The organism is Rhizobium sp. rho-13.1, assembly GCF_007000305.1.
Lineage (GTDB): Bacteria > Pseudomonadota > Alphaproteobacteria > Rhizobiales > Rhizobiaceae > Rhizobium > Rhizobium rhododendri.
The window spans coordinates 663,689-677,029 of sequence record NZ_SCFL01000001.1; the positions used below are offsets into that span (position 1 = coordinate 663,689).

Consider the following 13,341-nt stretch of genomic DNA (forward strand, 5'->3'; position numbering starts at 1 on the left):
TCGTAGCAATCAGCCGACTTCGCTGAGCCTTGTCAGGGCGACCTTGAGGCTGGCGAGCTGGCTCTGCAGCTCCTCCAGCCGTTCGCGTTCCGCAGCCACGACTTCGGGGTTGGCGTTGGCAACGAACCGCTCGTTCGACAATTTCCCGACGATGCGATCCGCCTCGGCCTGTGCCTTGGCGACAGCCTTTTCAAGCCGGCTCCGCTCGGCGTCGATATCGATCAATGTGCCCAGCGGCAGACATGCAGTCGCCTCGCCGATGACGATCTGTGCCGAGCCCTTCGGCGCAGCTTCGGCGAGCGAGATAGCCTCGACGCGGGCAAGCCGCTTGATCGCCGCATCGTGGCGGAACAGCCGCTCGCGGGTGACGCCATTGGCATCGACGAACACCAGCGGCGCCGTGGCTGCCGGCGGCACGTTCATTTCCGAGCGCACAGAACGGATGCCCGAGACGAGGTCGATCAGCCAGTTGATCTCTGCTGCCGCGACATCGTCCGCATAGGACGGCACCGGCCAGTCTGCGTGGCAGATCAATCCATCGCGCTCCTTGCCCTCGCCAGCTGTGTGGGCCCAGAGCTCCTCCGTCATGAACGGCATGAACGGATGCAGAAGCTTGTAGATCTCTTCCAGCACGTAGGCGCTGCAGCCCTGCGCTTCGACCTTGTCAGCCTCTTCCTCGCCCATGAAGACGGGCTTCAGCAGTTCCAGGTACCAGTCGCAGAACTGGTTCCAGACAAAGCGATAGAGAGCGCCGGCCGCGTCGTTGAACCGGTAAGCCTCCAGCGCCTCCGTGACATCACGGGTGGTGCGCGCCAGTTCCGTCAGGATCCAGCGGTTGACCGTCAGTTCGGCCGCCTCGGGCACAAAATGCGCGCCACTGGCAGCGCCGTTCATCTCCGCGAAACGCGTCGCATTCCACAGCTTGGTGCCGAAGTTGCGGTAGCCGGCGATGCGCGCCGGATCGAGTTTCACGTCGCGGCCCTGCGCTGCCATGATGGCCAGCGTGAAACGTAGCGAGTCGGCGCCGTACTCGTCGATCAGTTCCAGCGGATCGATGACGTTGCCTTTCGACTTCGACATCTTCTGGCCGCTCTTGTCGCGAACCAGTGCGTGAACATAGACCGTATTGAACGGCTCTACCCCGTTGCCGGCGTCGTCCTTCATGAAGTGCAGGCCCATCATCATCATTCGGGCGACCCAGAAGAAGATAATGTCGAAACCGGTGACCAGCACGTTGGTCGGATAGTAGCGGGCAAGCTCGGCCGTCTGCTCAGGCCAGCCGAGCGTCGAGAACGGCCAGAGGGCGGACGAGAACCAGGTGTCGAGCACATCCTCGTCGCGGATGAGGATTTCACCCGGCTTGAAGTTCTCCAGTTTCTCCTCGACCCAGGCCTTCCAGACACCTTCGTGAGACAGGTAATGCTGGATCGCCGCCTGCAGCGCCTCTTCCTCGGTCTTTTCGACGAAAACCTGACCATCCGGGCCATACCAGGCCGGGATCTGGTGACCCCACCAAAGCTGGCGCGAAATGCACCAGGGCTGGATGTTGTCCATCCACTCGTAATAGGTCTTGTCCCAGTTCTTCGGCACGAAATTGGTGCGGCCTTCGCGCACGGAGGCGATGGCCGGCCCTGCCAGCGTCTTCGCATCGACGAACCACTGGTCGGTCAGCATAGGCTCGATGACGACGTTCGAGCGGTCGCCGAACGGCTGCATGATCTTCTTGGCTTCGACGTAGGGAATATCGTTGCCGTCGGCATCCTTGACGGTAACCGCCAGGCCCTCGGCGTTGATCGCATCGACGATGCGCTTGCGGGCGACGAGCCGGTCGAGGCCGCGATATTCTTCCGGTACGAGGTTGATGTCGTCGATTTCGGATTCCGTCGGCATGTCGCCGCCGCGGGCAATCGCCTGCGCCTGGGCAGCGCAGACTGCGTAGGGCTCGCCGTCATCGCGCATTTCGGCGCGGCCGTTCATCAGCCGGTAGAGCGGGATGTCGTTGCGCTTGGCGACCTGGTAGTCGTTGAAATCATGGGCGCCGGTAATCTTCACCGCGCCGGAGCCAAAATCTGGTTCCGGATATTCGTCGGTGATGATCGGGATCAGGCGGCGATGCTCCTTCGGCCCGACGGGGATTTCACAGAGCTTGCCGACGATAGGTGCATAGCGTGTATCCGAGGGGTGAACGGCCACGGCACCATCTCCCAGCATCGTCTCCGGCCGGGTCGTCGCAATCGAGATGTAGTCGCGCTCCTCCTGGAAAGTGACGTTACCGTCGGCATCCTTCTCGACATAGGTGTATGTCTCGCCGCCAGCCAGGCGGTATTTGAAGTGCCACATATGGCCGTTGACTTCGCGGCTTTCGACCTCGATGTCGGAGATTGCGGTTTCGAACTGCGGGTCCCAGTTGACCAGCCGCTTGCCGCGATAGATCAGGCCCTCCTTGTAGAGCGACACGAAGACCTTGAGGACGGCTTCCGACAGCCCCTCGTCCATGGTGAAGCGCTCGCGCGACCAGTCGCAGGAGGCGCCGAGGCGCTTCAGCTGGTTGAAGATCAGACCGCCCGACTCGTCCTTCCATTCCCAGACCTTGTCGATGAAGGCTTCGCGGCCCATGGCGACACGGCCGGGCAGCTGCAATTCCTTCAGCTTGCGCTCGACGACCATCTGCGTGGCGATGCCGGCATGGTCCATGCCTGGCTGCCAGAGCACGTCCTTGCCGCGCATCCGCTCGAAACGCACCATGATGTCCTGCAACGTGTTGTTGAGCGCGTGGCCCATGTGCAGCGAACCGGTGACGTTCGGAGGCGGAATGACGATGGTGAACGTCTCGGCTCCCGGCTTGGCATTGGCACCAGCGCGAAACGCGTCGGCCTCGTCCCATTTCTGGGCGATTTTCGGCTCAACAGCGGCAGAATCATAGGTCTTTTCGAGCATTTTGGGACCGGATCTAGAGTTCGATGATGCCGGTTGGTAAACAGGATGGCCGTCGGCAAGTCAATAAAAAAGCCGCCCCGTGCCCGGAGCGGCTGTTGTCGCCAGGTGTCGGGAAAAACTAGCGGCGGGGCCCGCGGGCAACCCGCTCGATCTCCTCGCGTACCAGCTTTTCGACCAGCGTCGGCAGGTTGTCGTCCAGCCATTCCTGCAGCATCGGCCGCAGCATGTCCTGGGCTATGTCGTCGAGCGAGCGGCGCTCGGCGCCAAGCGCTGCGGCAAGCTCGTCGAACGAACGCGCAACCTGCTCGCCGGTGGCTTCAGAGACCAGCATCTTCTGGGCCTCTTCATGCAGCTGCGGCAGGAACCGGTCATGCTGCTCAGCAGGCGCGACATAGGCGGCTTCCGGCTCGACATGAACCGGCTGCGGTGCAGTGGCGCGCTCGGGCTGCGGCTGTGTCCGGACACCGGATGGCATGTCAGGCGCCCGAGTGACCTGTTCGACGACCTGCTGCACAGGCTCGACCGGCCTGATGTGCACGACCACGTCGGACATCTCGGCCGCAAAATCCTGCGACACGGCGGCCATCGGTTCACGTTGCGTATGCCGCACTTCCGCCTCGGCGGCATCGGGCTGCATCGCATGCGAGCCAAGGCGCACCTCGGCGAGACGGGCGGCCATCGCCGGCGGCAATTCGCGAGACGGCGCCGCTTCACGCGACGCGTTCATCTGCATGGAATTGCGATCGGAAGCGGCACGCACGCGGGCTGCCACGTCGGCGAGCGACATGGTGCTGCGCGGCGCTGCATCCGGATCGTGGCCGGCCGAATTGGCGGCAACGAACCGCGGGTCCTGGGGAGCCGGCATCGGCGGCATGTCGTCGAGCGCGCCTTCGAACTCATCGTCGACGGTCAGATGGATGTCGTTGTCATCGTTTTCCGCAGCTTCGTACACCGGCGGCATCGGGGCCGACAGGGAAGGACCACCGCCTGGCTCGTTGCTTTCGATGATCTTGCGGATAGAGGCAAGAATCTCTTCCATCGACGGTTCACGCGCAACATTGGACTGAGCCATTTTCATCCCCGTTATCCTGCAGAAAGGACCGAAATGCCAGCGCGCCAGCCATTCGAATCATCGCTACCTTAGAATACTCTCCGGGGGAAAAAAATCACCGCGAATCGACTAAGTCCGCTGATGCACAGTTTTGTTTACCTTGTCCAGAGCCGCACGCAAAAGCAGCGGCTATGGAAAAACTGCAAATGAAAACGGGCACCCAGGGTGCCCGTCCGAAAGATCGTCAACCCATGGTATTGCTCAGAAGACGAATTCCTTGACCTTGGCAAAGCCCGGCAGCGCCTTCACGGAAGCGTTGAAAAATGCGTTTTCCGAGATTGCGCCACGTTCGCGCACGAACACCGAGGCACGCGCCGAATTGCCGAAACCCTTGACGACGACGAGACGGCCATTGTCACGCAACTGCTCGAAAAGATCGGAGGATACTTCTTCGACCGCGCCGTTGACGAAGATCAGATCGTAAGGCGCCCCGGCCGCATGGCCCTTTTCGAGCGCACCCGTCGCCACCGTGACATTGCCATAGCCAAGCGCCGAAAGCGTTTCGCGCGCCTGCGACGCCAAAGCGCCGTCGCATTCGAGCGCGACGACCGAGCCCGAAAGCAGCGACAGCAGCGCCGAGGTGTAGCCCGTCCCGGCACCGACCTCGAGGACGACATCGTCCTTCCCGATTGCCGCAAGCTGCAGCAGCTTTGCCAGCGGCGATGCCTGCATCAGGTACCGGGGCGGATTGCCGTCACGAGCAGGACAGATCTCGACGTCATTATCAATATATGCCAGCACCTTGAGCTTTTCCGGCACGAACGCTTCGCGCGGCACGGCGAGGAAAGCGTTCAGCACGGAGTGCGAGGTCACATCCGTCGTCCTGATCTGGCTCTCGACCATCTTCAGCCGCGCGGTTCCGAAATCCATCATGCTGTCCCGCCCCATCAAAAGCGATTATCCGTGCACCGTCTTAATCGCCACCGCGAAAGCTTTCAAGGCGTGGATGTGGACCGGAGGGAAATTCGTGCGGGGGAGCGCAGTTGGCGAAGCGGGCGGGAACGTTGCCTGCAATCCGCTACCTAACTCAAAAGCATGATCAGATTTACGACGCAAACATTCAATGATCTGCCATTTACTATTGTTTTGTCGGCATTTGGTAAAAAGGCGAAGGTAACGGCTTCTCCTTCGGCAAATTATCTTGCACCGCCTTCAGCAAAGCGTCGAATTTTTCGTTTGTATCAGCGGTTAGAGTTTCAACGCGCTTGTTTAGTGCGTCGTAGTGCGCGTTCATCGCGTTGATTGGAGGCGTCATTTTTTCGACGGCGTCTTGTGAAACTTTTTGAGCATCCATTCCCACGCTGAACCACTGGCCACCATAAGCCATAATCGCAACAGTCAAGCCGAGAGCCGCAATGGCCGTCACAATGACTGTCATTTTCGTGCCGTTGGTGGTGGTTTCCAGATGACCCATTTTAGCATTAATGAGCTTTAACTCACCGAGCAACTCAGCAAACTTTGTGTCAGTTCTCGCCTCTGCAGCTGCAATTTTCGCATCCACTTCGCTCATACCACCGTTTGCCCCCCCACCGCCGATGCTTTGCAACGGGCTTTTATTTTCAACCACCAACTTAACCATTTGGATTTGCTTCCAGCCAACTTATGATTGTGGCCATCGAAAATGTCTTCATATTCCCGCAATTAGCACACGATATTATCGAAACGGGTATTTTAAATGTTTCATACCCGGTGCTGTCTGTCACAGAGAAGCCAGTAACGTACTTCTCGGAGTTAGTCATAACACTCCAAAGATCAGTTCCGCATGCTTCGCATTTAAGGTCTTCGAGCTTGTTCTCAAAAAACCTAGTCACCTCGGTTGCAGGAGGATCAAGCTTGATTTTTGTCTCAGTCATTTGATCACCGGTGAACGCTTCGGTTTAAGTTGGCAGACCAAGTCCAACGTTGCAATCCACGTCGCAGGGATTCCCCGCTTTCCGGTCGAAATCCTGGAAACCAAGGAGGAGCGGCTTGCTAGATGTCAGCAATATGCAAAGCTGCCAATAACAACTGGCGTTGATCTAAAAAATTGATTTCACTGATAAAAAAGTGGAGGCCTCGCCCGGAATTGAACCGGGGTACGAGGATTTGCAGTCCTCTGCGTCACCACTCCGCCACGAGGCCATCCGTGTGTGGTCGCGGCGATTTAGACTAGCTCTAGACAGAGCGCAAGACCATTCGCCGCCAACGGGATAATTTTTCGTGCCCTTCGCGGCCCAGATCGGCTGTCCTTGCTAGCCCTGCCGCAGCGAAGCGATGCGGCTTTTCCGGGCAGCATACACTATCTGTTGTCCGGCTGACGCTTGCGGCCCCACCACACCGACATGCGACGGCGCCAGCGGCGGACGGTGGCGCTGTCCTGAGAGAGGATGACGAAACCGAGCGGTATCATCCAGAATCCGAGAATCGGCAGGAAGCCGAGGCAACCGCCGCCGATCAGCGCCGTGCCGACCGACATGCGCGCCAGCCGCGATTTCGGCAGCGGCACGTGCACGGAGCCGAGCACCAGCTTGCCGCGTGCGTGATCGACGCCAAAACGTTTTTTCGGCCTGGGGCGGCGCGTGGCGTCCGCATGCGGTGGGTTCGAAGCATCATTCATCCACAGGAAATGGGGATATGGGCGATTAATGCAAGCCGATGGGCGATTTTTGAAAAAACCGCTTGGCAAATCGGGAAAGCATTTGTATTAGGCCACTCACACCGCGCCAAGCGGTCTTCCCTGGTAGCTCAGCGGTAGAGCATTCGACTGTTAATCGACAGGTCGCCAGTTCGAATCTGGCCCGGGGAGCCAAATTATAAAAAGCCTTTGCAGAGATGCAGAGGCTTTTTTCTTTTTCGGTGCAATGGTTTCCCGCTTCCCATTCACACGTTGGGTGAAATGCCCGAGATCGCTACTTCCCAAAAATGAACCGCTACCATGCTTCATGGCACATTGCGCTCTCACACACGACCTGCAACCAGTTGACTACAACTGGACAGGTCACGGGGCGCCCCCGAATGATCGCCAAAAGCCGTTGCCGCGTCGCCCGAGGAGCGTGAGAATGAAATTTGTGCCTTTGCTTGTCGCTGCCGTCTTGCTCTCTCCCGGCCTTTCGCTGGCGGCACAATGTACACCGAATGACGCCTCGGCCCGGATTCTGGCATCCCCAAACCCGGACGACATCCATCCGGACTGGAGCGACGGCTCGACTATCGGGTTAAGCTGGACCTTCGAAGGTAAGGAAGTCGGCGACAGCGGCGACTACATGAAGGGAAAGCTAATTTCCCCGCGTGGCGATGTCACCAACAAGGGTGTCTATATTATTGCCCGCGAATGGGATTGCGCCGAATAGGCGCTGCGCCGAGCCCGCCACGTTGCAGAACCGAGCCCGATTTCCCGTTGATCGAACGGGCAAAGCAGTGGAGAATAGCGCCAGTTCAGCGTCCCGCGCCAAGACCCGCTGGCGGCGTCTGCAACATTTCGTGTCCCAGCAGGAATCGATCCCTTGATCCAGACATCCCTCCCCCGACTTCGCGCCCTCAGCCTTGCCGTTGGCACCTTCGTCGCTCTTGTGCTGCCGCAGACGGCTGCGATGGCGGCGCCCAGCTGCTGGTCGCTGTTGCAGAGCAAATACGGTCCCGGCATCCTGAAGGCCGCCGACGAAGCCGATCCCTGCGCCAAAATTCCCGGTTTCGACAAGAAGGAGCGCTTCAACCTCACCGGCCTCGATCTCTGCACCGCGCCGGATGGCGTGCAGATCAACGCCCAGGCTGACCTTGCCTGCAAATCGAGTTCGCACGGACTTCTCGGCGGCATCGATATGAAGGGCAAGCTGCAGGCATCGATGTCCGTCGATATCGGCGCCTGCAAGGTCACCGACGCCCGTGTCAGCGTCAGCGGCCCCGTCGGCGAATTGCTGAGCTCGGTCGGCGATATCCAGAATCTGGCGCGCAATTTTGCCCAGAAGAAGATATCAGAGGTCTGCGGCCCCCACTAGCCACGTGCTCTGAAAAGCGGCGGCCTGCACCTGCAAGCGGTCAGCCACTGTGGCAAACTGCTGCGCCGTTGCCGTTTTGTACTCATCCCCTCTTCACTTTCCGCCTTCGCCGCTCCATATTCCGGGCATGGCCAGATCCCCGAAAAACTCTCCCGCTCGCGATGATCGAAATACCGGTTTCGAGGAGGCGCCGCAGGCGCCGTTCGAAGGCGCGCCGCTGTCAGGCGGGGTTGCCGACTGGGTAAAGCAGCTCGAAGCGGAAGCCGAGATCTCCGGCGTCGAGACGCAGCGCGAGATCGCCTCCAAGGCCGGCAAGCATCGCAAGAAGGTGGAAATCGCCGCCTCGAAATCGGCGCGCGGTACATCCATGGGCGGTTCGACCGATCCGAAGACGCGGGCTGCCGCCGGGCTCAATCCGGTTTCCGGCATGGATACGTCGCTCGAAGACGCCGCCAATGCAGGCACGGCCGTCACCGCCACGGTCGAGGCGCTTTCGGCGCTGATCGAGAGCGGCAATCCGCTGTTCAAGGACGGCAAGATGTGGACCCCGCATCGCCCTGCCAGGCCGGAAAAATCGGAGGGCGGTATCAGGATCCGCATGCAGTCCGACTATGAGCCGGCCGGCGACCAGCCGACGGCGATCAAGGAACTTGTCGCCGGCATCGAATCCGGCGAGCGCAGCCAGGTGCTGCTTGGCGTCACCGGCTCCGGCAAGACCTTCACCATGGCCAAGGTGATCGAGGCGACGCAGCGCCCTGCCCTCATTCTCGCACCGAACAAGACGCTGGCGGCCCAGCTCTATTCCGAGTTCAAGAACTTCTTCCCAGACAACGCGGTCGAATATTTCGTTTCCTATTACGACTATTACCAGCCGGAAGCCTATGTACCGCGCTCCGACACCTTCATCGAGAAGGAATCGTCGATCAACGAGCAGATCGACCGGATGCGCCACTCCGCCACCCGCTCGCTGCTGGAGCGCGACGACTGCATCATCGTCGCCTCCGTCTCCTGCATCTACGGTATCGGCTCGGTCGAGACCTACACGGCGATGACCTTCCAGATGACGGTCGGCGACAAGCTCGACCAGCGGCAATTGCTCGCCGACCTCGTGGCCCAGCAGTACAAGCGCCGCGACATGGATTTCCAGCGCGGCTCTTTCCGGGTGCGCGGCGATACGATCGAGCTCTTTCCCGCCCACTTGGAAGATGCGGCCTGGCGGATTTCGATGTTTGGCGACGAGATCGACTCGATCACCGAGTTCGACCCGCTGACCGGCCACAAGACGGGCGACCTGAAATCGGTCAAGATCTACGCCAACTCGCACTATGTGACGCCGCGCCCGACACTGAACGGCGCCATCCGCCACATCAAGGAAGAGCTGAAAATGCGGCTGGCCGAGCTTGAAAAAGGCGGCCGTCTGCTGGAAGCCCAGCGGCTGGAGCAGCGCACCCGCTACGACATCGAGATGATCGAGGCGACCGGTTCCTGTGCCGGCATCGAAAACTATTCGCGCTATCTCACCGGCCGCAACCCGGGCGAGCCGCCACCCACCCTGTTCGAATACATCCCCGACAATGCCCTGCTGTTCATCGACGAGAGCCACGTCTCCGTCAGCCAGATCGGTGGCATGTACCGGGGCGACTTCAAGCGCAAGGCGACGCTGGCCGAATACGGTTTCCGCCTTCCGTCCTGCATGGACAATCGGCCTCTGCGGTTCGAGGAATGGGACGCCATGCGCCCCAACACCATCGCCGTGTCGGCGACGCCCGGAAACTGGGAAATGGAGCAATCAGGCGGCGTCTTTGCGGAGCAGGTCATCCGCCCGACCGGGCTGATCGATCCGCCCGTCGAAGTGCGCTCCGCCCGCAGCCAGGTTGACGACGTGCTTGGCGAGATCCGCGAGACGGCGGCTGCCGGCTACCGTACGCTGGTCACTGTCCTCACCAAGCGCATGGCCGAGGATTTGACGGAATACCTGCACGAACAGGGCGTGCGTGTGCGCTACATGCACTCCGACATCGACACCCTGGAGCGCATCGAGATCATTCGCGACCTGCGGCTCGGTGCCTTCGACGTGCTCATCGGCATCAACCTTCTGCGTGAGGGCCTCGACATCCCGGAATGCGGCTTCGTCGCCATTCTCGATGCCGACAAGGAAGGGTTCCTGCGCTCCGAGACGTCGCTGGTGCAGACCATCGGCCGCGCGGCGCGTAACGTCGACGGCAAGGTGATCCTCTATGCCGACAACATCACCGGCTCGATGAAGCGGGCGATGGAAGAAACCTCGCGCCGCCGCGAAAAGCAGATGGCTTACAACACCGCCCACGGCATCACGCCGGAATCGGTGAAGGCCCGGATTTCCGACATTCTCGACAGCGTCTACGAGCGCGACCACGTTCGCGCCGATATCTCGGGCGTGTCGGGCAAGGGCTTTGCCGATGGCGGCAACCTGGTGGGCGGCAACCTGCAGGCCCATCTCAACGCGCTGGAAAAGCAGATGCGCGACGCCGCAGCCGACCTCGACTTCGAGAAGGCAGCAAGGCTGCGCGACGAGATCAAGCGCCTCAAGGCCGCCGAACTCGCCGTCATGGACGACCCGATGGCCCGCCAAGAAGCCAGGGCGGTCGAAGGCGACAACGGCAAGCCAAAGGGCAAGCGCAAAACTCCCATCTCCCCCCTTGTCGGGGAGATGTCGGCGCAGCCGACGGAGGGAGGCGTATCCGCATCCTCGGCCTCCTACTTTCAGAAACCCTCCCTCGACGACATGGGACCCGGCACCGATACGGCCCGGCCGCTGTTCCGCAAGAACAGCCTCGACGAGATGACGGTCGGGCGGACGGAGAAGCCAGCGGCGGGCAGCCTGCCGGAACGCCCGCCGGAAACGGTGAGCAGCAAGAAGCGCTTTTCGCCGCTGCTCGAAGGCCAGCCGGACAAGGACGGCAGCTCCGCATCCGGCAAGGACGACCTGCGCCCGATCATCCGCGCCAAGGCCGGCGCCGGCTCCTACGAAGACGCCGGCGACGTCAAGCGCCAGAAGCGCACCAAGGGCAAGACGGGACGGCCGGGGCGGTAAAAACAAGGGCGGCGGAGCGCGAAAAGCGAAAAAACTTGGGTCCGGTAGCGCTCGTTGATAGGTTGCGGCCGCGCTGTTAAGACTAAGGCAATCTCCGCATGGCAAGCCATATGTCACTTGCCCTAAGGAGGACGAAACCATGGCGCTGATCGGCTTCAAGAATACCCACAACCAGCCCGTCTACGTCAATCCGGCGCAGGTGCTCTATGTGACGACCTTCGAGGAAGACGTGTCGATCATCGCATTTGCCGTATCCGGCGCCGGCGGCAACCCGCTGACGATTTATGTGCGCGGCAATGTCGACCAGATCCGCCTGAAGATCGACGGAACCGCCCAGCGCTGATGATGGAGATCGGCGCAAACGTGCGCCCGTCGTAACGATCCGATGCCTGCGTTTAGGCGCAGGTGCTGCGGCGAGCGAATTGATCGCCAGCTTGCGCCCTCACCCGAAAACCTCGCCAGGATAGGCACCCCAGATGGCGGCTTGCCTGATATAGCCGGTGAGCCGCAGCCCGCTCAGATGCACGCGGCACCAGCTGCCGTCGCAGGCCGATAGCCTCAGCAGCACCTTCGGCTGCAGCACCGCGATTGCGCTCGCCTTGGCATTGGCGGCGACCCGCAGCGGCACGTTGGCCGAGAGCCAGGGGCCGACAATGCCGGTCCGCTGGCCCGATAGCAGCGAGCCATACATCCACCCGGACGTACCGTCGGAATCCCGCACCTGCCGCCAGCGTCCATATTCCTGGATGACCTCGAGCGGCAGGCCGGGCGCGACATAGATGAAGCGCGTCGCATAATCGAGCGAAGGCCCGATGCGCAAGCGCGCCTTGCGCGGCTTCAGCGACACGAAACGCGGCACGGCCAAGCCGCTTTCGCTGCCGCGCGCAAATCCGGGCGCCAGCACCGGAGCCGGCGAACCAGCGCCTGAAAGCAGAGGTGCCGCGGATGGCAGCGGCTGCGAGAGTGGCGAGACCAGCAGCACAATGGCCGAAAAACCGGCGACGGCCATAAGGCTGCAGGACAAGGGCACCCTCACCGGCAGGCCGAGACCTTCTTCAGCGCCGCAGAGATGCCGGCCAGAGAATAGGTATAGCGGGTCGGAGTGCCGCGTTTCGAGGTGGCGCTGACGGTCATATCGCTGCCACCGCGCATCGCCGCCACCAGATCCGGCTCCTGCGCCACGTCCCGCACCCAGGCGGCATTGTCCTTGGACACCATGGCGAAGCGCTTGTCGTCGACCGCAACGGTGATCGGCGCCCCCGGCTTCAGCATATAGCCGCGCACCGCCTCGGGCACGAAGCCGCCGTCGGCAGAGGGCGACACAAGGAAAAAGTTCTTCCCATGGTCGATTCCGGCAGGCTCCATCTTCGTCGGCATCGAAAGCGCATAGCAGACCGTCCCAGACTTCGCCGCATAGGAATAGACGCCCCAGTCATCGAACTGCTGGATCCGGCTAGGCTCGGCAAACGCCGCGGCAGAAGAGGCGACAAGGGCGGCGACGGCGAAAATGGGGAGTTTTGCGGGCATGATATTCCAGACGGGTTTTGGACAAACTCAGGCCGGATTTCGGAACATTTCCGGCCGCGCGAAGGCCCAATTGGAGCCCGTCGAGGGTTACCGGGAGGTTAATGGGGTGGTTACGATATTGTGATGGGGGGGTGTGAGATCGGATCTACCGCCTAAGGCAAGAACCGGCGCAGGCAACTTCCGGAGCTATTTCCGACTGCGTCTGATAACATCACAAAATACTTCATCATCCGACTGTATATGAGGAGAAAGAACGTCTAGGCAGGATTTGAGCCTAGCTTGCAATGAATCATTTTTCCTTGGAGTTTCTGAATAGTTGGAAATCTGCCGAACTGATTTGATAGAAAGCAACTGCAGCAACACTCGAACGCCCTTTTTATCCGTCAGCCCTACGCTACGGGCGTCATAAGATCCTGGAAACCCAGCCAACTCGGGAAAAAGCTCTCCCTGTAAGGTACGGTTTGTCTTAGTTTGCCTCGCCTCGACATCGCTTAGCATGCGCCTCAAGGCCATTGTTTCAAGCTTCCGCGACTCTGCAATGATTAGATTGGAATGCCTAACTCTCAATTCACGGATAACTTCTTCGTATGTATACTGACCTTTAAGGCCAAGTTCGTGCGAAATATTTCTAAGAGCGCCGCGCAAGTTCATTTCGTCAAACTCCATTGGCACGCAAGACGAATCATAAGATCAAAAGGTGAACTTAAAAACCAAGACAG

Annotated in this window: 12 protein-coding genes and 2 tRNA genes; 5 read left to right on the forward strand and 9 right to left on the reverse strand. The window is 60.5% G+C overall.

Features of this window, described 5'->3' with window-relative positions:
• Window positions 1-9: 9 nt before the first annotated feature.
• The 6 genes from EQW76_RS03435 to EQW76_RS03460 all read right to left on the reverse strand — a co-directional run bounded on the left by EQW76_RS03435 (window position 10) and on the right by EQW76_RS03460 (window position 6,644).
• A complete protein-coding gene (locus tag EQW76_RS03435) occupies window positions 10-2,937 on the reverse strand; it encodes a valine--tRNA ligase (RefSeq protein WP_142823054.1) in 2,928 nt (975 codons plus the stop codon).
• Between the two features lie 118 nt (window positions 2,938-3,055).
• Complete coding sequence (locus tag EQW76_RS03440; protein ID WP_142823055.1) at window positions 3,056-4,009, reverse strand: DUF2497 domain-containing protein; 954 nt, start codon at window positions 4,007-4,009, stop codon at window positions 3,056-3,058.
• 240 nt (window positions 4,010-4,249) lie between these two features.
• Window positions 4,250-4,921 (reverse strand): protein-L-isoaspartate O-methyltransferase, encoded by a 672-nt coding sequence (locus EQW76_RS03445; RefSeq protein ID WP_142823056.1) that lies wholly within the window; start codon window positions 4,919-4,921, stop codon window positions 4,250-4,252.
• A gap of 205 nt (window positions 4,922-5,126) precedes the next feature.
• Window positions 5,127-5,627 carry a hypothetical protein gene (locus tag EQW76_RS03450; protein WP_142823057.1) on the reverse strand — a complete coding sequence of 167 codons (501 nt, stop codon included), beginning with the start codon at window positions 5,625-5,627 and terminating at the stop codon, window positions 5,127-5,129.
• Between the two features lie 468 nt (window positions 5,628-6,095).
• Window positions 6,096-6,169 (reverse strand) — tRNA-Cys (locus tag EQW76_RS03455).
• Window positions 6,170-6,326: 157 nt separating this feature from the next.
• The gene (locus tag EQW76_RS03460) at window positions 6,327-6,644 is read right to left on the reverse strand and encodes a hypothetical protein (protein ID WP_142823058.1); all 318 of its coding nucleotides are present in this window, start codon (window positions 6,642-6,644) and stop codon (window positions 6,327-6,329) included.
• A 117-nt stretch (window positions 6,645-6,761) separates the two neighbouring features.
• Between EQW76_RS03460 and EQW76_RS03465 the strand changes: the two genes are divergently transcribed.
• The 5 genes from EQW76_RS03465 to EQW76_RS03485 all read left to right on the forward strand — a co-directional run bounded on the left by EQW76_RS03465 (window position 6,762) and on the right by EQW76_RS03485 (window position 11,438).
• Window positions 6,762-6,836, forward strand: a tRNA-Asn gene (locus tag EQW76_RS03465).
• Window positions 6,837-7,086: 250 nt separating this feature from the next.
• Window positions 7,087-7,377 (forward strand): hypothetical protein, encoded by a 291-nt coding sequence (locus tag EQW76_RS03470; RefSeq protein WP_142823059.1) that lies wholly within the window; start codon window positions 7,087-7,089, stop codon window positions 7,375-7,377.
• A 153-nt stretch (window positions 7,378-7,530) separates the two neighbouring features.
• Entirely contained in the window at window positions 7,531-8,022 is a 492-nt protein-coding gene (locus EQW76_RS03475) for a hypothetical protein (protein WP_244615254.1), read from the forward strand.
• A 127-nt stretch (window positions 8,023-8,149) separates the two neighbouring features.
• The gene (gene uvrB / locus EQW76_RS03480; protein WP_142823060.1) at window positions 8,150-11,095 is read left to right on the forward strand and encodes an excinuclease ABC subunit UvrB; all 2,946 of its coding nucleotides are present in this window, start codon (window positions 8,150-8,152) and stop codon (window positions 11,093-11,095) included.
• Between the two features lie 139 nt (window positions 11,096-11,234).
• Entirely contained in the window at window positions 11,235-11,438 is a 204-nt protein-coding gene (locus EQW76_RS03485; protein ID WP_142823061.1) for a hypothetical protein, read from the forward strand.
• Window positions 11,439-11,537: 99 nt separating this feature from the next.
• Here EQW76_RS03485 and EQW76_RS03490 read toward each other — a convergent pair whose 3' ends face one another.
• The 3 genes from EQW76_RS03490 to EQW76_RS03500 all read right to left on the reverse strand — a co-directional run bounded on the left by EQW76_RS03490 (window position 11,538) and on the right by EQW76_RS03500 (window position 13,288).
• Window positions 11,538-12,119: an SH3 domain-containing protein gene (locus EQW76_RS03490; RefSeq protein ID WP_224127713.1), complete on the reverse strand. Its 582-nt coding sequence runs from the start codon at window positions 12,117-12,119 to the stop codon at window positions 11,538-11,540.
• Window positions 12,120-12,127: 8 nt separating this feature from the next.
• Window positions 12,128-12,622, reverse strand: coding sequence for an invasion associated locus B family protein (locus EQW76_RS03495; protein WP_142823062.1), 495 nt, complete (start codon window positions 12,620-12,622; stop codon window positions 12,128-12,130).
• Window positions 12,623-12,808: 186 nt separating this feature from the next.
• Window positions 12,809-13,288, reverse strand: coding sequence for a hypothetical protein (locus tag EQW76_RS03500; RefSeq protein ID WP_142823063.1), 480 nt, complete (start codon window positions 13,286-13,288; stop codon window positions 12,809-12,811).
• Window positions 13,289-13,341: the final 53 nt, after the last annotated feature.